General features: G+C 72.2%; 15 protein-coding genes. 4 read left to right on the top strand and 11 right to left on the bottom strand.

What is annotated here, in order from left to right:
- Positions 1-112 precede the first annotated feature (112 nt).
- Positions 113-688 carry a transcriptional regulator NrdR gene (gene nrdR / locus ACZ64A_RS00275; RefSeq protein WP_469807141.1) on the bottom strand — a complete coding sequence of 192 codons (576 nt, stop codon included), beginning with the start codon at positions 686-688 and terminating at the stop codon, positions 113-115.
- Between the two features lie 811 nt (positions 689-1499).
- Here nrdR and lexA point away from each other — a divergent pair.
- Positions 1500-2279 (top strand): transcriptional repressor LexA, encoded by a 780-nt coding sequence (gene lexA, locus ACZ64A_RS00270; RefSeq protein WP_361625100.1) that lies wholly within the window; start codon positions 1500-1502, stop codon positions 2277-2279.
- A 255-nt stretch (positions 2280-2534) separates the two neighbouring features.
- On the opposite strand, the gene ACZ64A_RS00265 is transcribed toward lexA, so the two are convergent.
- From ACZ64A_RS00265 to ACZ64A_RS00250, 4 genes are all read right to left on the bottom strand, one after another.
- Entirely contained in the window at positions 2535-4595 is a 2061-nt protein-coding gene (locus ACZ64A_RS00265; RefSeq protein WP_469807139.1) for an ATP-dependent DNA helicase, read from the bottom strand.
- A 193-nt stretch (positions 4596-4788) separates the two neighbouring features.
- Positions 4789-5685 (bottom strand): GNAT family N-acetyltransferase, encoded by an 897-nt coding sequence (locus ACZ64A_RS00260; protein WP_469807137.1) that lies wholly within the window; start codon positions 5683-5685, stop codon positions 4789-4791.
- A gap of 21 nt (positions 5686-5706) precedes the next feature.
- On the bottom strand, positions 5707-7527 hold the full coding sequence (locus ACZ64A_RS00255) for an IucA/IucC family protein (RefSeq protein WP_469809013.1): 1821 nt from the start codon (positions 7525-7527) through the stop codon (positions 5707-5709).
- Positions 7528-7829: 302 nt separating this feature from the next.
- A complete protein-coding gene (locus ACZ64A_RS00250) occupies positions 7830-9371 on the bottom strand; it encodes a diaminobutyrate--2-oxoglutarate transaminase family protein (RefSeq protein WP_469807135.1) in 1542 nt (513 codons plus the stop codon).
- A gap of 377 nt (positions 9372-9748) precedes the next feature.
- On the opposite strand from ACZ64A_RS00250, the gene ACZ64A_RS00245 reads away from it, so the two are divergent.
- Both ACZ64A_RS00245 and ACZ64A_RS00240 read left to right on the top strand, forming a co-directional pair.
- Positions 9749-10978, top strand: coding sequence for a trypsin-like serine peptidase (locus ACZ64A_RS00245; RefSeq protein ID WP_469807133.1), 1230 nt, complete (start codon positions 9749-9751; stop codon positions 10976-10978).
- 143 nt (positions 10979-11121) lie between these two features.
- A complete protein-coding gene (locus ACZ64A_RS00240) occupies positions 11122-12330 on the top strand; it encodes a trypsin-like serine peptidase (RefSeq protein WP_469807131.1) in 1209 nt (402 codons plus the stop codon).
- 100 nt (positions 12331-12430) lie between these two features.
- Here the strand turns inward: ACZ64A_RS00240 and hflX are convergent, their stop codons facing one another.
- The 6 genes from hflX to miaA all read right to left on the bottom strand — a co-directional run bounded on the left by hflX (position 12431) and on the right by miaA (position 21223).
- A complete protein-coding gene (hflX, locus tag ACZ64A_RS00235) occupies positions 12431-13924 on the bottom strand; it encodes a GTPase HflX (protein ID WP_469807129.1) in 1494 nt (497 codons plus the stop codon).
- A 125-nt stretch (positions 13925-14049) separates the two neighbouring features.
- Positions 14050-15561, bottom strand: a complete 1512-nt coding sequence (locus ACZ64A_RS00230; protein ID WP_469807127.1) for a M1 family metallopeptidase — start codon at positions 15559-15561, stop codon at positions 14050-14052.
- A 143-nt stretch (positions 15562-15704) separates the two neighbouring features.
- Positions 15705-18230 (bottom strand): RelA/SpoT family protein, encoded by a 2526-nt coding sequence (locus ACZ64A_RS00225; RefSeq protein WP_469807125.1) that lies wholly within the window; start codon positions 18228-18230, stop codon positions 15705-15707.
- A 232-nt stretch (positions 18231-18462) separates the two neighbouring features.
- Positions 18463-19332 (bottom strand): diaminopimelate epimerase, encoded by an 870-nt coding sequence (gene dapF / locus ACZ64A_RS00220; protein ID WP_469807123.1) that lies wholly within the window; start codon positions 19330-19332, stop codon positions 18463-18465.
- A 298-nt stretch (positions 19333-19630) separates the two neighbouring features.
- Positions 19631-20176: a hypothetical protein gene (locus ACZ64A_RS00215; RefSeq protein WP_469809012.1), complete on the bottom strand. Its 546-nt coding sequence runs from the start codon at positions 20174-20176 to the stop codon at positions 19631-19633.
- A gap of 108 nt (positions 20177-20284) precedes the next feature.
- Complete coding sequence (gene miaA, locus ACZ64A_RS00210; RefSeq protein WP_469807121.1) at positions 20285-21223, bottom strand: tRNA (adenosine(37)-N6)-dimethylallyltransferase MiaA; 939 nt, start codon at positions 21221-21223, stop codon at positions 20285-20287.
- 242 nt (positions 21224-21465) lie between these two features.
- Here miaA and ACZ64A_RS00205 point away from each other — a divergent pair, with 242 nt between their 5' ends.
- Positions 21466-21741, top strand: a complete 276-nt coding sequence (locus tag ACZ64A_RS00205; protein WP_469807120.1) for a hypothetical protein — start codon at positions 21466-21468, stop codon at positions 21739-21741.
- Positions 21742-21752 lie beyond the last annotated feature (11 nt).

The following is a 21752-nucleotide window of genomic DNA, read 5'->3' as shown; positions in this document are numbered from 1 at the left end:
CACGGTGTTCTGTCTGGTGCTGCGGGCGCCCTCTCGCTGCCGCCCGCAACAGGTCTTCGTGTCGCCGCCGCCGACCGGACCCGGAAGGTTTCTCCCGCGTCCGGCACGTCGGTCAGTCGGCGGCGCTCGCGGGTTCGGGGACCTGGACCGCCCCCGAGGACCCGCGTTCGTCTTCTTGGCTCCCCGCGCCGGCATCTGCGCCGGCGTCGCCTTCGCGGTCCTCGTCGACCGCGGCGGGGCCTCCCGTCTGTTCCCTGAGCTCCGCGATGGCGGCCTCGAAGTCCTCGAGCGATTCGAACGCCCGGTAGACCGAGGCGAACCGCAGATAGGCGACGAGGTCGAGCTCCTGCAACGGGCCGAGTATGGCCAGACCCACGTCGTGGGTGGTCAGCTCGGCGCTCCCGGTGGCCCGCACGGCCTCCTCGACCCGCTGGCCGAGCAGGGCGAGCGCGTCCTCGGTGACAGGCCGTCCCTGGCATGCCTTGCGCACACCGTTGATGACCTTGGTACGGCTGAAGGGCTCGGTGACTCCGGACCGCTTGACCACCATCAGTGAGCACGTCTCCACCGTCGTGAAACGACGGGAGCAGTCAGGGCACTGACGGCGTCGACGGATGGACGTGCCGTCGTCGGTCGTACGGCTGTCGACGACACGGCTGTCGGGGTGCCTGCAGAAGGGGCAGTGCATGGACTCCCAACCCTCCTCACAGCAGACTCAATAGCCTCGCCGGGCCTCATGAGCCCCGCGAAGCAGCCCCAAGCATAGGCGATCGCCGCGGGCTCGGAGACCAGGGGGACCACAACTTGTGGGCTGCTGTAGCCATCCAACCACTAGATGTGGGGATTGGCGCATACATCCACACCACGCGCGCGTGTCGCGCCAGGTGACGGCGTTGCGCGGCCCGGGAACCGGCCTGGCCGACGCCGGGAATCGGCCTCCGCGGCCCCGGGAACCGACCTCGGTGGCGCCGGGCGGCGACCCCTTGCACCGCCCAAGCGGTTCTGCCGGCCCCCCGCAGGGGGCCTTCGTGCGCCGCCGAAGCGGCTTCGCGGACCCCCGTCGGCGGCGCGCTGCGCGCCACCGGGAAGCGGCTTCTGCCGCCCGCCGGGAGCCGGCCACACCGGTCGGCGACACGCCTCCGGCGCGACACGCGGGGCCGGAACGATTCGGCGGGCCGCACGGCCGTTTCGTTCCGGCACATCACGGAGATACCGTGGGCGCCGCACGAAGATGGGGTGGCACTCCCGAGCAGGACGGGGCCGGTACTCGGCGCCCGGGACACCGGGTGGCAGACTGGGGCGACACCCTGAGGTCGGCACCCCGGCGGTGAAGAGTACAGCAATGGGCGCTTTTGCCCGCCAGGGGCCGCGTCAGCCATACACCCGGACACACGATCGCGTCACGCGAATCACGGTTTTTCACTCGAACGTGTGTTTGGCGCAACCTTTCGAAAGCAACTACCGTTGTGCTGGCAGGGAGACCACCGAGAGGGGCCGACGTGACCACCACCGCAGACAGCGCCACCATCACCGCCCAGGACCGCTCCCAGGGCCGACTCGAGCCGGTGCATGTGATGAACGAATCCGTGAACCCCGAGGGGCCCAAGCGCTCCCTGCCGGGGCGACCTCCAGGCATCCGGGCCGACAGCTCGGGGCTCACCGATCGCCAGCGCCGGGTGATCGAGGTCATCCGGGACTCCGTGCAGCGCCGAGGCTACCCGCCGTCGATGCGGGAGATCGGCCAGGCGGTCGGCCTGTCCAGCACGTCCTCCGTCGCCCACCAGCTGATGGCACTGGAGCGCAAGGGCTTCCTGCGTCGCGACCCGCACCGCCCGCGCGCCTACGAGGTACGCGGCTCCGACCAGGCCGCCCCGATTCAGCCGACGGACACCGCGGGCAAGCCGGCCGCGTCGTACGTCCCTCTGGTGGGCCGGATCGCAGCCGGTGGCCCGATCCTCGCCGAGGAATCCGTCGAGGACGTCTTCCCCCTGCCGCGGCAGCTCGTGGGCGACGGTGAGCTGTTCGTGCTCAAGGTCGTCGGTGACTCGATGATCGAGGCGGCCATCTGCGACGGCGACTGGGTCACCGTGCGCCGCCAGCCCGTCGCGGAGAACGGCGACATCGTGGCCGCCATGCTGGACGGCGAGGCCACGGTCAAGCGCTTCAAGCGCGAGGACGGCCACGTCTGGCTGCTCCCGCACAACTCCGCTTACGAGCCGATCCCCGGTGACGACGCGACGATCCTCGGCAAGGTGGTGGCCGTTCTGCGCCGCGTCTGACCGCGGATGCGGCAGACACTCCGGTACGGCCGCGTCGACGCCGCACCGCAGCCGGGCGGGCATCGCCGACCCGCCGCTCCCTGACTGGGCCCCGGGACCTCTGCGCCGGTTCCGGGGCCCTTGTGCTGCCCTTGGCACGACCACGCGCCTGGGCCGCCGGCAGCCTCCCCGCGCCACCAGGGGTCCGGTCCGGCCGGGTGGCATGCCTCAGCAGTCAGGCAAGCCACTCCGGCTCACGCGGTCGCGGCCCCGCGCTCACACGGCCTCGGGCTGCTTGCCCGCCGTCTCCGTCTGCTCGCTCGTCGTCTCCGCCTGCCCGCTAGCCGTCTCGGCACCCGCGCTCGCCGTCTCGGCTTGCTTCGCGGTGGCGTCGATGGCCGCCAGCGACCTGCGGACCTGGTTGCGGTCGGTCGTGTACCAGAAGTCAGGCATGGACGCCTTCAGATAGCTGCCGTAGCGGGCCGTGGCCAGACGCTGGTCCAGTACGGCGACCACCCCGCGGTCGCCCGAGGCGCGTACGAGGCGGCCGGCGCCCTGGGCCATCAGCAGTGCCGCATGCGTGGCCGCGACCGCCATGAAGCCGTTGCCTCCGGCCTCCTCGACGGCCTTCTGGCGGGCGCTCATCAAGGGGTCGTCCGGGCGCGGGAACGGGATCTTGTCCATGACGACCAGCTGGCAGCTCGGGCCCGGCACATCGACGCCCTGCCACAGCGAGAGCGTGCCGAACAGGCACGTCTTCGGGTCGGCGGCGAAGTTCTTGATCAGCTCGCCCAGGGTCTCCTCACCCTGCAGCAGGATGGGGAACTCCGGGATCCGGCTGCGCAGCTCCTCGGCAGCCAGCTGAGCGGCCCGCATCGAGGAGAACAGGCCGAGGGTGCGGCCACCGGCGGCCTGAATCAGCTCGGTCAGCTCGTCCAGCATGTCGGCGCGGTCGCCGTCGCGCGCGGGACGCGACAGATGCTTGGCGACGTACAGGATGCCCTGCTTGCGGTAGTCGAACGGCGAGCCGACGTCGACGCCCTTCCACTGCGGGACGTCGTCCCCCTCCGTGCCCTCGGGAGCGAGCCCGAGGGAGGCGCCCACGCCGTTGAAGTCGCCGCCCAGCTTCAGCGTCGCGGAGGTAAGGATCACCGAGCGATCCGTGAACAGCTTCTCCCTCAGCAGGCCGGACACCGACATCGGGGCCACTCGCAGGGAGGCGCCGAAGCGGTCGTGCCGCTCGTACCAGACGACGTCCCACTCGGAGCCGTTGACGATGCGCTCCGCCACGTCGTGCACGTTCTCCACCGACGCGAGCGCCTGTTTGCGGACCGCGTCCTCGTCCTGGACGGACTTGTCGCGGGTGGCGCCGATGGCGGAGATCACCGTGCGCGCCGCGTCGCGCAGCGCCATCAGGGCGTATCCGAGGTCCTCCGGAATCTCCTCCAGGCGCCCCGGCAGCGCCAGCTCCATCAGCCGCTCGAAGCCCTCCGCGGCGGTCTGCAGCTGATCGGCGGCCTTCTCGTTCACAAGCTTCGCGGCACGGCGCACCGCACGGTTGACCTGGCCCGGGGTGAGCTCGCCGGTGGCGACGCCGGTGACCCGGGAGACCAGCTCGTGCGCCTCGTCGACGATCAGCACCTCGTGCTGCGGCAGCACGGGAGCGCCCTCGATGGCGTCGATCGCGAGCAGCGCGTGGTTGGTGACGACGACCTCGGCGAGCTTGGCGCGCTCACGGGCCATTTCGGCGAAGCACTCGGCACCGTAGGCGCATTTGGTGGCGCCCAGACACTCCCGCGAGGAGACCGACACCTGCGCCCAGGCCCGGTCGGAGACGCCCGGGGTGAGATCGTCCCGGTCGCCGCTCTCGGTCTCGTCGGACCAGTCCCGCAGCCGCAGCAGGTCCTGGCCGAGCTTGCTGGTCGGCGCCGCGGCCTCGAACTGGTCGAACAGGCCCTCCTCCTCGTCCTGTGGCACGCCCTCGTGCAGGCGGTGCAGGCACAGGTAGTTCGACCGGCCCTTGAGCATGGCGAACTCCGGGCGGCGGCGCAGCAGCGGATGCAGGGAGTCCACGGTGCGCGGCAGGTCGCGCTCCACGAGCTGACGCTGAAGGGCGAGGGTGGCGGTCGCGACGACGACCCGCTCGCCGTGCGCGAGCGCGGGCACGAGATAGCCCAGCGACTTTCCCGTACCGGTGCCGGCCTGGACCAGCAGATGCGAGTTGTCGTCGATCGCCTCGGCAACAGCTTGGGCCATGGCCACCTGGCCGGGACGCTCCGTACCGCCGACGGCAGCGACCGCCGCGTGCAGGAGTTCGGGAAGTGAGGGCTTCGTCATAGCGCGACCACCCTACGGCTCGGCACTGACAAACGGCGGATCGCGGTGGAGACGGGGGACGGGATCAAGGGCGTGAGCGTTTCCTGACGAAGACGACGGAGGCCGGGACGCGTGCCGGTGAAGAAGTTGGTCAGGGGCGGGAACCAACGCCCCGGGAGGGACGTTCTCCGTGTGACAGCGCTGCTACGCAGCGTCACAACAGACTCCGCAGGGACCGGTCCCGGATCATGAGCGCGGCCCGCTTCCCGGGCAGGTCCACCTCGGCGGAGAACCGGAAACCAGCGTTGAGGAACGCGGCAAGGGAGGGGACATTGCGTACATCCGGTTCCGCGACGACACGGGTACAGGCCGGACGCCGGTCCAGGACCAGGTCGGCCACGGCTCTCAGCAGGACGCTGCCGACTCCGCGTCCACGATCGTCGACACCGCCGAGGAGAAGGTGGATACCGGTGTCGTGAGGGCGGGAGGGATAGTGCCGGGCCAGCGGATCCAGGTCCGCCCGGTAGAGCTCCCAGTAGCTCATTGGGGTGCCGTCCAGGACACCTAGGCAGGGCACGCTGCGTCCGTCGCTGGTCAGCTGCGCGGCGAGGTGCGCCTCCGTCACGTCGGCCGGACCCGCCAGTTCCCAGAACGCCGCGACCGCCGGGTCGTTCATCCACCGGCTGATGAGCGGTACGTCCCGGTCGGGGCGGACAGGGACCAGCTGGAACTCCCCCGCGGCTGTCGTGGCCGGCCCCCACTCCGCCACCTGGTCGAGCAGGTCGCCGCCGAGCAGCAGCGGGAGAGCCGTGCCCCGCACCGGCGAGAGGTCCGGCGCGGACGCGGCCTCCAGCGCGGACGCGGTGTCCAGCGCGGACCCGGCGTCCTGTCCGGTCTCGGCGTCCTGTCCGGTCTCGGTACCCCGCTCCGCCTCGGTGCTCCGCTCCGTCTCGGCGCCCTGTCCGGTCTCGGCGCTCTGCCCGGCTTCCGCGTCCTGTCCGCCGCCAGGCTGCCCGGTGGCGCGCAGCGCGAGGAACTCGGCGGGGAGCTGGAGGTCGAGGGTGTCCTCGGAGTCGGTGGTACCGGTCACAAGGGAGTCGGTGGGAGCCACGGCGGCTCTCCTCTCAGAGGATCAGGGGATCAGAAGGGGGTTGGCGATGGTGACGTACACGGACTGGGTGTCCACCGGACCGACGAGCTCGTCCAGTCCGTGCAGCCGGGTGAGCAGGTTGGCCTTGCACCGCAGGGTGGGCGAGTCGAGCAGCCGGCCGGGCAGCGAGCTGCGCAGCCGTGAGGGACCGGATGCGACGGCGTCGAGGAAGCGGCGGAAAGCGGCGAGCAGCAGCCGTTCGTCGGCGAGACCCTGCGAGCCGAACGCACCGATGAGACCGAACACGTTGTTGATCACGAGGTAGTAGGTGAAGCGCTCGTCGGTCACGTCATCGGTGACGAAGGTGTCGCTGCGTGCGCCGATGCCGGGGAGGAGGGTGTCCAGTTCGGCGCGGCGGGACTCGCGGAAGTAGTAGCCCTGGTTGTCCCGGTAGCGGGCGCCGGCGGGCCAGCCGTCGGGGTCCAGCAGGAGCAGCGTGTTCTGCTGGTGGGCCTCCAGCGCGACACCTGCTTCGCCGTCGAGCCACAAGACGGGGCGGACGACGTGTTCCAGGTAGCGCAGGAACCACTCGGCGGCGACGGCTCCTCGCGGGCGTCCCGTGCGGTGCGCCAGGCGTGTGATCACGTCTGCCAGGCGGGAGCCCGGTGCCGCGCCGGCGGACGGCCGCGGGGCGACCAGCCCTGCGACGCAGGAGACGTCGTCGCCGGGGGCGAACGGGTTATGCCGGAGCACCACGTCGAGTCCGGTGACCGGTTGGCCGGCCTGGTCGTCGACGGCGAGCCAGGCGGGGTCGCGGACGATGTCGAAGGCGGGGTGCACGGCATGCCACCGCAGGGCGAGTCCCGAGCGCAGCAGCCGGTGGACCTCGACGCCACGGTGGAGTTCCTTGCGGAGGTTCTCCCGGCGGGAGTTGGTGATGCGCAGGCCCAGGGACAGCTTGAGCATGGCCGGCGCGCCGGGTCGGTAGAGGGTGCGGACGGAGGAGGTGGGGTGCCACACGGGGCCGTGGGAGCCGAGGTCGCGCAGCAGGCCGGAGTCGAACAGGGCGGCGACTTCGGGGCGTTGTCGGGCTTCGCGGAGCTGCCAGGGGTGCACCGGCAGGGCCGCGTAGCCGTCGGGCAACGGCACGGCGGGACCGGCGAGCCGGGCGGTGAGCCGGTCGGCGGGAACGACTCGGCCGCGCTCGGTCCAGGCGGAGTCGGTGGCGAGCACGGAAGGGGCGACAGCGATCCAGTGGAGCGGAAAGGAGCCGTGCGACTCGGGTGAGTAGAGCCGGGTTTCCGCCTCAGAGAGGCCTTCACGGCTCTTTGGGGTCGGATGCAGCGGGTGACCCAGCGTCAGGGCCTGCTCGGAGGAGAGGAACAGATCCGGCCCGTCGGCGGGGCGGGCGCGGCGTTCGCTGAGGAAGGAGGTGGTGCGGCGCACGGAGTCCACGACCCGGGCGACCAGGTCGGTGGCGTCGGCTTGGGCGGTGCCGCCGGTGGTGTGGCTCTCGCGGGTGAGCAGGGCGGCGACGGTGACGGCGTCGGCCGGCGGGGACGCTTCGGGGGTGTCGGCCAGGCGCGGTGCGCCGAAGCGGTGCCAGCCGGTCGGGGACCAGTGGCGGACGGGGACGAGCAGGGCCGTACCGGTGGCCGGCAGTGGGATGCGCAGAGTCGCTCCGGTCGGGGCGGGGACTCCGGTCTCGCGGACCCAGCAGCGGAGGAGGTTCTCCACCGCCGCGGCCTGGGCGGCCGTGTGCGGATCGGGGTGGGCCACCGGATCCGCAGGCTCGGGCCGGGGCTGCGCGTCGGCGAAGGCCGGGCGGGCGCGGTATTGCGGGGCGGGCGTGCCGGCGGGCACCGGAGGGGGCGCGACGGTGACCGCTTGCGCACTGCCGGAGTTCGCCGCCGGCTCGGGGGTGCCGTGCTGGTGCCCGTACGGGCCTCGCTCGCGCCGCGGCCCTCCTTGCCGAGGGACGGACGCGTCGGCGGGGACGGCCGGGGTGAGGGGCTCGGGTCCGGCGGCGGCGGAGTCGGAGGTGGAGTTCGGGGTCGGGGCCGGGATGGGGTTCGAGCCCGAGACAGAGGTGGAGGCGGAGATGGGGTTCAAGGAGGTTCCTCGTGACGTGGTGCGGTGAGGGGCTGCGCGGTGTGGCCGGACTATCAGCGCGCCTGTGGGCAGCGTGCGCCGCGCTGCTCGCTGTACTGGTCGCGCTCCGGGGCGGTCGAGGCCGTACGGGCGGCTGCGGCCACCGCGTCGGCGAGCCGGTCGAGGACCGCGGCGGCCTGTTCGTCGGTGATCGTCAGGGGTGGGAGCAGCCGGACGACGCTCGCGTGCCGGCCGCCGAGTTCGACGATCAGTCCGCGGTGCAGGCACTCGCGCTGGACAGCGGAGGCGATCCGCGGGGACGCCGGGCGAAGGCGCCGGGCGTATTCCGGGCGGGGGTGGGGGATCTCGGCCGACGCGAGTCCGCCCACGCCGGACGTGTCCCCCGCGGCACCGCTCGCCGCCACCCCGCTCTCCGCGGCCCCGTTCTCCACGAGCCCGCTCTGCGCGGCGTCCGCCTCCGGCTCGACCATCTCCATCCCGATCATCAGCCCCCGCCCCCGCACGTCGCCCACGCAGGTGAAGTCGTCGGCCAGTCGGCGGAGTTGTGCCAGCATCCGCGAGCCCAGGGTGGCCGCGCGTTCGGCGAGGCCGTGGCGGCGGACGTAGGCGAGGGTCGCCGTGCCCGCGGCCATGGCGAGCTGGTTGCCGCGGAAGGTGCCGGCGTGGGCGCCGGGTTGCCAGACGTCGAGGTCGTCGCGGTACACCACGACGGCCAAGGGGAGGCTGCCGCCGATGGCCTTGGACAGGACCATGACGTCAGGGGTGATGCCGCTGTGCTCCACGGCCCAGAAGGCGCCCGTGCGGCCGACGCCGGTCTGGACCTCGTCGGCGATGAGCGGGACGGACCGGGCGGCGGTGATCTCGCGGACGCGCCGCAGCCAGCTGTCGGGCGCGGGGAGGACACCCCCCTCGCCCTGGACGGGTTCGACGATGAGCCCGGCGGGGTGCGGGACGCCGGACTTGGGGTCGTCGAGCACGGACTCTGCCCAGCGGGCGGCGAGTTCGGCGCCCGCATCGCCGCCGACGCCGAAGGGGCAGCGGTAGTCCTGCGGATACGGCAGCCGGGTCACTGTGGCGCCGGCGCCGTGTCCGGACATGTCCGCGGCGTGGCCGGAGAGTTCCTGGGCGCCCTTGGTCATGCCGTGGTAGGCGCCGGTGAAGGCGAGGATTCCGCTACGGCCGGTCGCGGTGCGGACGAGTTTGAGCGCGGCTTCCACGGCGTCGGTCCCGGCCGGCCCGCAGAACTGGATGCGGGCACGGCCCGCGAGGCCGGGCGGCAGGGTGCCGAGCAGCTCGGTGACGAAGGCGTCCTTCACGGGTGTGGCGAGGTCGAGGGCGTGCAGTGGAGCGCCGGAGTCGAGGACGTCCCGGATCGCCTCCAGGACGACGGGGTGGTTGTGGCCGAGGGCGAGTGTCCCGGCACCGGAGAGACAGTCGAGGTAGCGGCGTCCGTCGGCCCCCTCGATGGTGAGGCCCCGGGCCCGTACCGGCACGATCGGCAGGGCACGCGCATAGGTGCGTGCCGCCGACTCGCGTGCCGCCTGCCGTCGCAGGATCCCCTCGGTGACGCCCACGGCTTGCTCTCCTCCCGCCATCCGGAGGCGAGTTGTCGCTCACAGGCTGTGGCCCGCCCCCTCACCCGGTATGCCGGAGCCGGACGGCGGCACACCGCGGCCCCGCGCCCCACCGCTACCAACAGCGCACCGGCGCACTGGTTACGGGTGGCGCGGCACCCCGCCGATGACGCCGCACACCGCGCAGCGCACGACTCCCCGCTGAAGACGTCGCGGCCCCGGTCGTACGACGTGTCCCGGTTGACCGTCTGTAGCCGAACCGTTGCCGTTCCACCGGAAGTCCCCCACAGCGAGCGCATAGTGTGTGATCCCGTTCCGGACGCCGTGCGCCCGCCCCGAGCAGCGAGAAGGTGCAGTGCGACGGCGGCAGTACGTCCACCCCAGGGGGAGTCAGCAGCATGCGATCCATACGGCCGTCGTTCACCGTTCGCCGGGAGGGAGGCGCACGCCGCGGAGCAACCCCTGGGCTGGCCGCGCTGGCCCTCGTCTCGGCGCTGGCACTCACCGCCACCGCCTGTGAGAACGGCGACGACAGCGCCGATGGCCGGCCCACCGCCGCCGCGACCGCCTCCGCGGCCGGTGACGCGAAGGTCAAGATCCCGGAGGACCTGAAGAACCGGCTCAGGGAGCACGGGATCGATCTCGACAAGTGGAAGAACGGCGCCTGGAAGAACTGGGACAGGGACCAGTGGCTGCGCGAGGCGCAGGACTTCGTCAACCCGATCATCAAGGGTCTGTGGGACCCGGACCGGATGCGGGACGCCGAGGACCCGGACCGGGGTGTCGACGACAACGACCTCTCCGGTGACCAGGGCGTCACCGATCCGACTCCGGCACCGGTGCAGGCCAAGGCCGTCGCGCCGAACTACCACGCCAACGCGCCCGAGGCGGGCAAGGTGTTCTTCGACTCGCCCGAGGGCACGATGGTCTGCTCGGCGACGGTGGTGAAGGACCCGGCGCACCCGGGCAAGTCCAACCTGGTGTGGACGGCCGGGCACTGCGTCCACGCGGGCAAGAAGGGCGGCTGGTACCGCAACATCGCGTTCGTGCCGTCGTACAACGACGCCGGCAGATCGGTCGCACAGCTGCAGAACGCCACCCGGCAGGAGGTCGCTCCGTACGGCGTGTGGTGGGGCGACTGGGCGCAGACCTCGGACCAGTGGATCGAGCAGGGCGGCGAGACCGGCGGTGACGGGGCGTCGTACGACTACGCGGTGATCCATGTGACGCCGGAGGAGGGAACCGGCGGCAAGTCGCTGGAGGAGACGGTCGGTTCGGCGCTGCCGGTCGACTTCGACGCTCCGGCCGTGCCGAAGGTGAAAGGCCTGACGGCGACCGGCTACCCGGCGGCCAAGCCCTACGACGGGCAGAAGCTGTACCAGTGCCAGGACAAGCCGGGGCGGCTGTCGCTGAGCGCGACCGACCCGACGATGTACCGCATCGGCTGCACGATGACCGGCGGTTCCTCCGGCGGCGGCTGGGTCGCGAAGGGCTCGGACGGCAAGCCGGCGCTGGTGTCCAACACCTCGATCGGCCCGGTGACGTCGGGCTGGCTGGCCGGTCCGCGGCTGGGCAAGGTCGCCAAGGGCGTGTACGACGCGGTCAGCAAGAAGTACGCCGGGCAGTAGCCGCCCGCCGAGGGTGAGCGGCGGTGGGGTCCCTCGGGAACCTTCACGGTCTCGCCGCCGTTCGCCCTCATCCGACCGTGCATGATGACAGCGCTCCACTCATATCGGCTCAACGACAGCACATCAACGGGGGTACACGCACCATGCGTTCCACGTCCGCACCACCCAGCACCACGCCACAGGGCCGGCGTCGCCGTAGGGCGCTCGCCGCTGCCGGCGTCGTCGCCGTTCTGGCGCTCACCGCGACCGCGTGCAACGGTTCCGACGACAAGGCGAGCGGCACGCCCGGCGCCGCCGCCTCCCAGAGCGCGGACCCGGGTCAGGTGAAGATCCCGGCCGATCTCGCCGACAAGCTCAAGAAGCACGGCATAGACGTCGACCAGTGGAAGAACGGCGGCTGGAAGAACTGGGACAAGGACAAGTGGCTCAGTGAGGCCAAGGACTTCGTCAACCCGGTGATCCAGGGGTTGTGGAAGCCGGAACGGATGAAGTCCGCGAAGGAGGCCGACAAGACGGTCACGGCCAAGGACGCGCGCGCCGACCAGGGCGTCAGCGACCCGGAGCCGGCCCCGGTCCAGGCTCAGCCGGAGAAGACGCCGTACCACCGCAACGCGGCGCCGGTCGGCAAGGTCTTCTTCGACTCGCCCGAGGGCTCGATGGTCTGCTCGGGCACGGTGGTCACGGACGTGAACCACCCGGGCAAGTCCAACCTGGTGTGGACCGCGGGCCACTGCGTGCACGCCGGCGGCAAGGGTGGCTGGTACCGCAACATCGCCTTCGTGCCCGCCTACAACGACCTCGGCAAGTCCGACGCCGAGCTGGCGAACGCCCCCGCGCAGGAGGTCGCCCCGTACGGCGCCTGGTGGGCGGACTGGGCCTCAACCTCCAACCAGTGGATTCAGGGCGGCTCGGAGACGGGCGGCGCGGGTGCCGCGTACGACTACGCGGTGCTGCACGTGAAGCCGGAGCAGGGCGCGAAGTCCCTGGAGGAGACGGTCGGCGCCGCGCTGGACGTGGACTTCTCGGCGCCGACCGCGCAGCAGGCGGGCACGATGGGCGCCTGGGGTTACCCGGCGGCGCCGCCGTACAACGGGCTGAAGATGTTCAAGTGCCTCGACCGGCCCGGGCGTTTCTCGCTGTCCCCGTCACTGCCGAACATGTACCGCATCGGTTGCACCATGACCGGCGGCAGCTCCGGCGGCGGCTGGTTCCGGGTGGTCGACGGCCGGACCAAGCTGGTGTCGAACACCTCCATCGGCCCGACGGACAACACCTGGCTGGCCGGCCCGCAGCTGGGCCCGGAGGCCGAGGCGCTGTACCAGAACATGAGCAAGACGTACGGCGGTCAGTGACACGCCGGCACCATGGAACACGCCGAAGGCCCGCCCCCGGCGAGGGGGCGGGCCTTCGGGCTTCGGGCTTGCGTCTACGCGTTGACGCGGTGGCCGGCGGTCAGGCAGCCGGCGCCGGGACGTACGGCGCGAGGTCGGCGGCCAGTTCCTCGTGCACCCGCACCTTGAGCAGGGTGCCCTCCGCGGTGTGCTCCTCGGAGATCACCTCGCCCTCGTCGTGGGCACGGGCGACCAGCTTGCCGTGGGTGTAGGGCACGAGCACCTCGATCTCCACGGACGGCCGGGGCAGTTCCGCGTCGATCAGGGCGAGCAGCTGGGCGATGTTCTGCCCGGTGCGCGCCGAGACGGCGATGGAGTGCTTCTCCACCCGCAGCAGCCGCTGCAGCACCAGCGGGTCCGCCGCGTCCGCCTTGTTGACCACGACGATCTCGGGCACATCGGTGGCACCGACGTCCCGGATCACCTCGCGGACCGCCGCCAGCTGCTCCTCCGGGTTCGGGTGCGAACCGTCCACCACGTGCAGGATCAGGTCGGACTCGCCGACCTCCTCCATGGTGGAGCGGAACGCCTCGACCAGGTGGTGGGGCAGATGACGCACGAAGCCCACGGTGTCGGCCAGGGTGTACAGCCGGCCGCTCGGGGTCTGCGCCCGGCGCACGGTCGGGTCCAGGGTCGCGAACAGGGCGTTCTCGACTAGGACGCCCGCGCCGGTGAGGCGGTTGAGCAGCGAGGACTTGCCGGCGTTGGTGTAGCCCGCGATGGCGACGGACGGCACCTTGTGGCGCTTGCGCTCCTGGCGCTTGATCTCGCGGCCGGTCTTCATCTCCGCGATCTCCCGGCGCATCTTCGCCATCTTCTCGCGGATCCGCCGCCGGTCCGTCTCGATCTTGGTTTCACCGGGACCACGGGTGGCGAGGCCGCCGCCCTTGCCGCCGCCCATCTGCCGGGACAGCGACTGGCCCCAGCCGCGCAGCCGCGGCAGCATGTACTGCATCTGCGCGAGCGCGACCTGCGCCTTGCCCTCGCGGGACTTGGCGTGCTGGGCGAAGATGTCGAGGATCAGGGCCGTTCGGTCGATGACCTTGACCTTGACGACGTCCTCGAGGTGGATCAGCTGGCCAGGGCTGAGCTCACCGTCGCAGATGACGGTGTCCGCGCCCGTCTCCAGGACGATGTCGCGCAGCTCCTCGGCCTTGCCGGAACCGATGTAGGTCGCCGCGTCGGGCTTGTCGCGGCGCTGGATGACGCCGTCGAGCACGAGCGCACCCGCGGTCTCCGCGAGGGCGGCGAGCTCGGCCAGCGAGTTCTCCGCGTCGTCGACGGTCCCCGAGGTCCAGACACCGACGAGCACGACCCGCTCCAGGCGGAGCTGGCGGTACTCGACCTCGGTGACGTCCTCGAGCTCGGTGGAGAGGCCCGCCACACGGCGCAGAGCCGCGCGCTCGGAGCGGTCGAACTGGTCGCCGTCCCGGTCTCCGTCGATCTCGTGGCTCCAGGCGACGTCCTCTTCCATCAGGGCATCGGCCCGAAGTCCTTCGGGGTAGGTGTGCGCGAGGCGCTTGGTGGCCTGGGAAGAGGAAGAAGAGGAGGTCATTGGGTCCTTACGTCGATGGGGATTCCGTCACTGGTCACAACGCGCGAGTACCCCGGGAGATTCCCGTGCCCCGTGTCGCGGCGACCCGACGATGGTCGCACGGAACGGCCCGTCTCGTCACCGGCTTATTTGTCCGCTGTCTTCCTGTCCGCCGTCTTCTGCGAGACCCCTGCTTCGCGCGGCGCCGCCGCCTTCCAGTCGGGGTGCCCGGGCATCGGCGGGGTCTTCGCGCCGTACAGCCAGGCGTCGAAGAATCCGCGCAGGTCACGCCCTGAGATGCCGGAGGCCAGGCGGATGAAGTCGGCCGTGGTGGCGCTGCCGTCCCGGTGGTTCTGCACCCAGACGCGTTCCAGGCGCTCGAAGGCGGGCCGGCCGATCTCCTGGCGCAGGGCGTACAGCGCCAGCGCCGCCCCGTCGTAGATGTTGGCCCGGAAGATGCCGATCTTCTGGCCGGGCTGCGGCGGCTTGGGGGCCGCGGGCGGCCCGCCGGCCGCGCGCCAGCGGTCGGAGGCGGCATAGGCGGCCTTCATGCGGGCCTCCATGGGCTTGTGCGCCTTCTCCTCGGCGTACAGCGCCTCGTACCAGGTGGCGTGCCCCTCGTTGAGCCATACGTCGGACCAGGTCCGCGGGCTGACGCTGTCGCCGAACCACTGGTGGGACAGCTCGTGCACCATGATCGATTCGACGTACCAGGCCGGGTAGGCGGGCTCGGTGAACAGGTCCCGCTCGAAGAGGGAGAGCGTCTGCGTCTCCAGCTCGAAACCGGTCGCGGCCTGGGCCATGAGCAGCCCGTACGTCTCGAACGGATAGCGCCCGACCTTGCTCTCCAGCCAGGCGATCTGGTCCGGGGTCTTCTTCAGCCACGGCTCCAGGACCTTGCGGTCCTTGGTGGGCACGACGTCCCGCACGGGCAGGCCGTGCGGACCGTCGCGGTGCAGGACGCTGGAGCGGCCGATGGAGACCTGCGCCAGCTCGGTGGCCATGGGGTGCTGCGTGCGGTACGTCCAGGTGGTGGACCCGCCCGCCCGGTCGACCGTGGTGGGCAAGCCGTTCGCGACGGCGGTGTAGCCGTCGGGCGCGGTCACCCGGAAGGTGAACATCGCCTTGTCGGAGGGGTGGTCGTTGCACGGGAAGACCAGATGGGCGGCGTCGGCCTGGTTGGCCATGGCGAGGCCGTCCGCCGTGCGCACCCAGCCGCCGTCGCGGCCCTGGACCGGCCTCGGGTCACTGGTGTGCCGGACGGTGATCCGCGTCCAGCTGCCCGGCGGGAGCGGCCGCCGCGGGGTGACGACCAGGTCCTCACCGGCCTTGGTGAAGGAGGCGGGGCGGCCGTCGACCTCGACGGAGGACACCGTGCCGTGCGCGAAGTCCAGGTTCAGCCGGTCTAGGGCCTCGGTGGTCCAGGCGTCGATGGTGGTGACCGCCTGGAGGGGCTTGTCGTTGCTGCCGGGATAGGTCAGGGACAGGTCGTACGACGCGACGTCGTACCCCGGGTTGCCGAGGTTCGGGAAGAGTCGGTCGCCGACGCCGAGCGGGGCGGCCGGGGCGCTCGCGGCGACGAGGCAGACGGAGACGGCGGAGGCGAGCAGCGCCGTCTTCAGGCGCCGGGTGGTCTTCGTGCGGGGGGTGCGCGGCATGGAACACCGCTACCAGCGCACGCGCGCGTGGCGGCGACGGCGCGCGCCCGGCCCACCCGAAAGAGGGGCACGCCGGGTGGCCGGGCGGACCTGCCTTGTCGGCCGGCAGGGCTCAGATCAACGGTGGGAGGTACGGGCGGGGCTCAGATCAACGGTGGCGCGTGGTGCTGGGCGCGGTCCACGTCGTAGACGCCGGGGACGTTGCGCATCGCACGCATGAGGGCGGGCAGGTGGGCGGCGTCCGGGAGCTCGAGCGTGTAGGTGTGGCGGACGCGCTGCTGGGTCGGGGGCTCGACGGTCGCGGAGACGATCTCGGCACCTTCGAGCGCGATGGCCTCGGTGAGGTCGGCGAGGAGGTGCGGACGGCCGAACGATTCGGCGACCAGGGTCACCCGGCATGCCGTGGTCTCGCCCCAGCGCACGTCGACCTCCGTGCGCCCCCCGCCGCGCATGCGCGCCACGGCGGCGCACTCCACGCGGTGCACGGTGACGGCCCCGCCGCGCACGGCGAAGCCGGTGATCGGGTCGGGCGGTACCGGAGTGCAGCAGCGGGCGAGCCGTGCGGTGGCCCCGTCACGGCCGAGGACCGTCACGTCGGCGGCACGGGGGCGCGCGGCGCGCGGGTGTGACGCACGGCGTGCACCGGAGGTGGGCCGCTCCTCGGCGAGGCCGCCGTTCTGGGTGCGGCGCGCGTCCGTGGTACGGCGGGGCCCTGCGGCGGCGGGAGCTGCCGAGACGTCGTACGGCATGCCGGCCCCGGCGGGGCCGCCGGCGCGAGCTGCGTTCCCCGCCACGGGGACACCGGAGGTGCTCGACGGCAGGGACGGCTGAGGTTGTGCGCCCCCTTCACCGTTTTCCGCGCCCGTTGCGCCGCTGGCGCATCCGTCCGCGCCGGCTGCTCCTTCGCGCGCCGGGCGCACGCCAGGCGCATCGGCGCTTGCGTCGGCGCTCGGATCGCCGCTCGCAGCGCGCCGATCCGCGCCTGCGCGCTCCGGCTCCCCCGCTGCCCCTGCCTCCGCGCCGTGGGCTTCCGGCCCCGGGTGCGACGCCAGCCACCGCTGGATCGCGATCCGTGCCGCGGGCGTGTGCGCGTACTCCAGCCACTCCCGTGACGGCTCGGAGGCCGGGTCCTGTCCCATGAGCGGCTCCACGGTGTCGCCGTCGCGCAGCGCCGTGCCCAGTGGAGCCAGCAGGCCGTTGAGGCGGGCCCCGATGCAGGCGTGGGCGTCCTCGCCGTACTGCGCGTAGGCGGCGTCCACGCAGGTCGCGCCCTCGGGCAGCCCGATCGGGCCGCCGTCGGGCCGGAAGACGGTGATCTCCCGGTCCTGGGCGAGGTCCTCGCGCAGGGTCGTCCAGAAGGTGTCGGGATCGGGTGCGGCCCGCTGCCAGTCCAGGAGCCGGGAGAGCCAGCCGGGGCGGGTGGGGTCCGCGCGCTCACCGTCGGGCGGGGACTGCTCGTCCGACGGTGGCGCGTAGGGATTGCCGAGGGCGACGACACCCGCCTCGGCGACCTTGTGCATCTGGTGCGTGCGGATGAGGACCTCGGCGACCTGGCCGTCCGCGCGGGCCACCGCGGTGTGCAGCGACTGGTACAGGTTGAACTTGGGTACGGCGATGAAGTCCTTGAACTCCGACACGACCGGCGTCATACAGGTGTGCAGCTCGCCCAGCACCGCGTAACAGTCGGCGTCCTCGTTGACCAGCACGAGCAGCCGTCCGAAGTCGGCACCGCGCAGCTGACCGCGTTTGCGGGCGACGCGGTGCAGGGAGACGAAGTGGCGGGGCCGGATGAGGACTTCGGCGGGGATGTCGGCCTCGCGCAGCACCCGGCGCGCCTCGTCCGCGATCTCGGCGAGCGGGTCGTCGGTGCGTGAGGCGTTGCCGACGATCAACTCGCGGGTGTGCTCGTACTCCTCGGGATGGAGGATCGCGAAGACCAGGTCCTCCAGCTCGGTCTTGAGGGCCTGGACGCCGAGACGTTCGGCGAGCGGGATCAGCACGTCTCGGGTCACGCGCGCGATGCGGGCCTGTTTCTCGGGGCGCATCACGCCGAGGGTGCGCATGTTGTGCAGCCGGTCGGCGAGTTTGATCGACATCACGCGGACGTCGTTGCCGGTGGCGACGAGCATCTTGCGGAACGTCTCGGGTTCGGCGGCGGCGCCGTAGTCGACCTTCTCCAACTTGGTGACGCCGTCGACCAGATAGCGCACCTCCTCGCCGAACTGCTCCCCCACCTGATCGAGCGTCACGTCCGTGTCCTCGACGGTGTCGTGCAGCAGGGAGGCGGTCAACGTCGTCGTCTCCGCGCCGAGTTCGGCGAGGATCAGGGTGACCGCGAGGGGGTGGGTGATGTACGGCTCACCGCTCTTGCGCATCTGGCCGCGGTGCGAGGACTCGGCCAGCACGTAGGCGCGCCGCAGGGGTTCGAGGTCGGCGTCGGGGTGGTGGGCGCGGTGGGCGTCGACGACATGGCTGATGGCGTCGGGCAGCCGGTCGCGGGCGGTCGGGCCGAGCAGCGCGGCGCGGCCGAGGCGGCGCAGGTCGATGCGGGGGCGGGCCTTGCGGCGCGGGGAAGGCGGCGCGCCCGGCTCGAGCGCCGCGGTGGAAGCGGGTGCGACCTGGCCTGTCACCGGGCCTTGGGTCGCAGGGTTCGTGGCCTCCGCACTCATGGGCACCTCCGGCTGCGTGGACCGGCGGACGGGGTGCCCCAGGGCGGACACGGCTCAGGGGAGGGCGACTCCCCCGTCCGAGCCGGTGCTTGATGCTACCGAGCCCACCACGCGCGTTGGACCGCCTCTCGGCGAGCGTGAAACGGATCACCCATTCGAGCGACGGTCGACGGGTTTGCGGCGTGGCGTCAACCGCCGTCCGGGCGGTACCGGTCGGCGGCCGTGGCAGGGGTCAGCCGAGCGCGCCGCGCAGCCACTCCGCGTCGATCTCGCCCTCCGCGACGATCACGGCGGGTCCGGTCATCTCGATCTCGCCGTCGGGACGCTCGGTGATCACGAGACGTCCGCCCGGGACGTCCACGGTGTACGTCGCCGGGGTGCCGGTGGCGGCCGGGTCGGCGCCGTCACGGCGGGCGGTGACGACGGCGACGGCGCACGCGCCCGTGCCGCAGGAGCGGGTCTCACCGGAGCCGCGCTCGTGCACGCGCATGGCGACGTGCCGCTCGCCACGGTCGACGACGAACTCGACGTTCACCCCGTCCGGGTAGGCGGAGGCCGGGCTGAACGGCGGCGGGGAGTACAGGTCGCCCGCGTGCGCGAGGTCGTCCACGAACGCGACGGCGTGCGGGTTGCCCATGTTGACGTTCCGCGCGGGCCAGCTGCGCTCGCCGACGCTCACCGTGACGTCGCCCTCGGGCAGGACCGCCTTGCCCATGCCGACGGTGACGTCGCCGTCCTTGGCGATGTGCACGCGCTTCACGCCCCCGCGCGTGGCGACGGCCAGGTCGCCCTCGTCGACGTGCCCGGCGTGCTGGAGGTAGCGCGCGAACACGCGCACGCCGTTGCCGCACATCTCGGCGATCGAGCCGTCGCCGTTGCGGTAGTCCATGAACCACTCGGCCTCGGCGGCCATCGCCTTCGCCTCGGGATGCGCCGCGGACCGCACGACGTGCAGCACCCCGTCGCCGCCGATGCCCGCGCGGCGGTCGCACAGGGCGGCGACGGCGGCCGGAGACAGATCGAGGGCGTTCTCCGGGTCCGGGACGATCACGAAGTCGTTCTCGGTGCCGTGACCCTTGAGGAAGGCGATCCGCGTGCTCATGCCTCGATCGTACGGGAGGGCTCCGGCGGAGGCCGATGGGAGGCGGGGCAGGTGAGGGGCTGTGCGCAGGGGGGCGGCGGCGTACGGGCCCGCTCAGGCGGAGGCGCGCCTGGCCCGCCCGGCGCACTGGGATCCCGGCTCAGAGGGCTTGCTGGGCTCAGTGGGATTACTGAGCTTGCGGAGCTTGCCGGGCTTGCCGGTGCCGGGCTTGCCGAGCGCAGTTCAGCGGAGCCGGATCAGACAGAGGCTCACCGGGGGGCGCTGACCACCCACCCGGGCCCGCTCGTATCGGCCGCGCTCAGCGCAGCCGCGCCACCCGCCACACGGCGAGCGTGACGACCACGGCCACCAGCAGGACGTAGCCGAGGACCACCCGCCAGTCCGGGCGGCGGCCCGAGCCGCGGGGCGGCAGGCCGGGCCAGGTGTAGCCCACGCGCCGGGCGGCCATCATGCCCCAGCCGGCCGCGCACGAGCAGATCAGCAGCCCGAGCATGGCGATGACGGCCCCGCTGTCGCCGAAGTCGAAGGCGAGCGGGAAGGCGAACATCAGGGAGCCGCTCGCGGCGAGCGCGACGATCGGCGCGAGCTGCCACAGCCGTAGCCGGCGCTGCGGGCGCAGCTCGACCTCGACCTCGGGCCCGCCGGCGAACATCTCTTCCGGTTCCGGACCGTCGGCGGTCACACCGCCCTGGGTGTCGTCGAGGCCGTCCGGGCTCAGCGGGTCCCCGTCCGGGTCCGGACGGTCGCCGTCCAGGCCCGAAACCCCTGTGCCCTGCGGCTCCTCACCCCTGTCGGTGGTGAAGGGCTCGGCGTCTTGTGCGGTGTCGCGAGGGCCGGCCTCCATCGCCACGCGCCCTCCCAACTCGGACTCCACTTGGTCGATCGAAGCTCGATGATGGCACGGCGCCGGAGGCCGGGATGACGGCCTGGGCGTCCCGATGCCATGACGTGATCAGGCTGTAACCGGTCGTTCGATCAACGCCAGCGCGAGCTGCGGAAGTTCCCCGAGATCCGCTGCGGCCCCACTGAGCCAGTGCACCCGCGGGTCGCGCCGGAACCACGAATCCTGGCGGCGCGCGAAGCGTTTGGTGGCACGGACGGTCTCGGCACGCGCCTCCTCGAGGGTGCACTCCCCGGCGAGCGCCGTGAGCACCTGCTGGTAGCCGAGGGCGCGCGACGCCGTACGCCCCTCGCGCAGCCCCTGCGCCTCCAGCGCGCGCACCTCGTCCACGAGCCCGGCCTCCCACATCCGGTCGACCCGGCGTGCGATGCGCTCATCCAGCTCGGGGCGGGCCACGTCGACGCCGATCTGCACGGTGTCGTAGACCGAGTCGTGCCCGGGCAGGTTGGCCGTGAACGGCTTGCCGGTGATCTCGATCACCTCCAGCGCCCGGACGACCCGGCGCCCGTTGCTGGGCAGGATCGCCCGCGCGGCCTCGGGGTCGGCGGCGGCCAGCCGGGCGTGCAGGGCGCCGGAGCCGCGCAGTGCCAGTTCCTCCTCCAGGCGGGCCCTGACCTCGGGGTCGGTGCCGGGGAACTCCAGGTTGTCGACGGCGCCGCGGACGTAGAGGCCGGAGCCGCCGACGAGGATCGGCCAGCGGCCGGCGGCGAGGAGTTCGTCGATCCGCCGGCGGGCGAGCCGCTGGTACTCGGCGACCGAGGCGGTGACGGTCACGTCCCAGATGTCGAGGAGGTGGTGCGGCACGCCGGCACGCTCCTCGTGCGTCAGCTTGGCGGTGCCGATGTCCATCCCTCGGTACAGCTGCATGGAGTCGGCGTTGACGACCTCGCCGCCGAGTTGCCGGGCGAGAAAGACGCCGAGGTCGGACTTGCCGGCTGCGGTGGGACCGACGACGGCGATGACGCGGGGGGCGGGAGGTGCGCTGCTCACCGCACCAGTTTCGCAAACCCCGGACCCTGTCCTCGAACGAGTTACGTGACGCCGTACCGGCGAGATCGTTGCCACCTTGCGAGATCCCGTCACCGGCTCGGAGGAGCGGTGATCCCGGTGGCGCAATCGGACGCACCGGGTCACGCGGAATTTCGCCCGGACGAGTACCGTATGGAGTTGATATGGGCGTTTTTACGAAACTTTTTCGGAGGTCGGAGACCACGGCGGCGGCCGAGCAGGCCGTGAACGAACCCTCCACCGACGAGGCTGAGGCGGCACAGAACGCGCAGACCGCCGAAACGGCGGAGGCGGTCGAGACCACGGACGCGGCGGAAGCCACGGACTCGACGCACGCGACGGACGCGGCGGACGCGACCGTTGCACCGGAGGCCGACGAAGCGGCGGAGGACGGGGCGAGCGAGAAGGGCGGGGAGAGCGCGGAGGCCGCCGGCATCCCCCAGCAGCAGTCCGCCGAAGCGGCCGCCGACAGCGAGGCCGGTGAGAGCGCCCACACGTAACTGTCCCGCCA

This window comes from Streptomyces sp. NPDC104814 (assembly GCF_055583185.1).
Note: the sequence above shows the minus strand (reverse complement) of the source record. Positions and strands in the feature narration are given on the sequence as shown.

Coding starts and splice junctions, on each gene's coding strand:
- nrdR (WP_469807141.1), bottom strand. CDS start 688: ATGCACTGCCCCTTCTGCAGGCACCCCGACAGCCGTGTCGTCGACAGC.
- ACZ64A_RS00265 (WP_469807139.1), bottom strand. CDS start 4,595: ATGACGAAGCCCTCACTTCCCGAACTCCTGCACGCGGCGGTCGCTGCC.
- ACZ64A_RS00250 (WP_469807135.1), bottom strand. CDS start 9,371: ATGGCGGGAGGAGAGCAAGCCGTGGGCGTCACCGAGGGGATCCTGCGA.
- ACZ64A_RS00245 (WP_469807133.1), top strand. CDS start 9,749: ATGCGATCCATACGGCCGTCGTTCACCGTTCGCCGGGAGGGAGGCGCA.
- ACZ64A_RS00240 (WP_469807131.1), top strand. CDS start 11,122: ATGCGTTCCACGTCCGCACCACCCAGCACCACGCCACAGGGCCGGCGT.
- hflX (WP_469807129.1), bottom strand. CDS start 13,924: ATGACCTCCTCTTCTTCCTCTTCCCAGGCCACCAAGCGCCTCGCGCAC.
- ACZ64A_RS00230 (WP_469807127.1), bottom strand. CDS start 15,561: ATGCCGCGCACCCCCCGCACGAAGACCACCCGGCGCCTGAAGACGGCG.
- ACZ64A_RS00225 (WP_469807125.1), bottom strand. CDS start 18,230: ATGAGTGCGGAGGCCACGAACCCTGCGACCCAAGGCCCGGTGACAGGC.
- dapF (WP_469807123.1), bottom strand. CDS start 19,332: ATGAGCACGCGGATCGCCTTCCTCAAGGGTCACGGCACCGAGAACGAC.
- ACZ64A_RS00215 (WP_469809012.1), bottom strand. CDS start 20,176: ATGGAGGCCGGCCCTCGCGACACCGCACAAGACGCCGAGCCCTTCACC.